This is a genomic window from Haloferax sp. KTX1, from assembly GCF_902410085.1.
GTDB lineage: Archaea > Halobacteriota > Halobacteria > Halobacteriales > Haloferacaceae > Haloferax > Haloferax massiliensis.
On sequence record NZ_CABPRH010000284.1, the window covers coordinates 1 to 412 of the forward strand.

Consider the following 412-nt stretch of genomic DNA (forward strand, 5'->3'; position numbering starts at 1 on the left):
CCAGCCCAGCTTTGGGGTGGCGGTTCTTCGTTCCCGAGTAGCCGTGGACGGAAATGACCTTGAGTTCGCGCGCTCCCGTGTTGTCCGCACACGTAATGAGCGAGCCCTTCTCGAGGCCTTGCGTGACGTCAGCACCGAGTGCTTCCATCAGGCATCACCGTCCTGTTCGTCGTTCGCGGCCTCGTCCGAGCCCGCGCTAACGACGACGTGGCTTTTCGTTTTCGAGAGCGGTCGACACTCTGCTATCGTGACCGTGTCACCGACCGCGAGGTCGAGACAGTCCGGTGCGTGAGCCGGAACGCGGCTCCGCCGCTTCATAAAGCGGTCGTATTTCGGCACCTTCACGTCGTACTCGCGCTCGACGACAACGGTCTTCTCCATGTCAGTGGTGGCTACCTCGCCGTTCAGTGTC

The 412-nt window shown here is 61.9% G+C and carries 2 protein-coding genes; both read right to left on the bottom strand.

Translation table 11 applies throughout. The annotated features are described in order from the left end of the window. Nucleotides 1–148, bottom strand: a 148-nt coding sequence (locus tag FY251_RS21860; protein WP_342765792.1) for an uL14 family ribosomal protein, incomplete at its 3' end; no start/stop codon positions are given. Next, nucleotides 148–412: 30S ribosomal protein S17 (rpsQ, locus tag FY251_RS21865; protein WP_222847919.1), on the bottom strand; the 265-nt coding region annotated here is incomplete at its 5' end. The genes rpsQ and FY251_RS21860, both read right to left, overlap by 1 nt.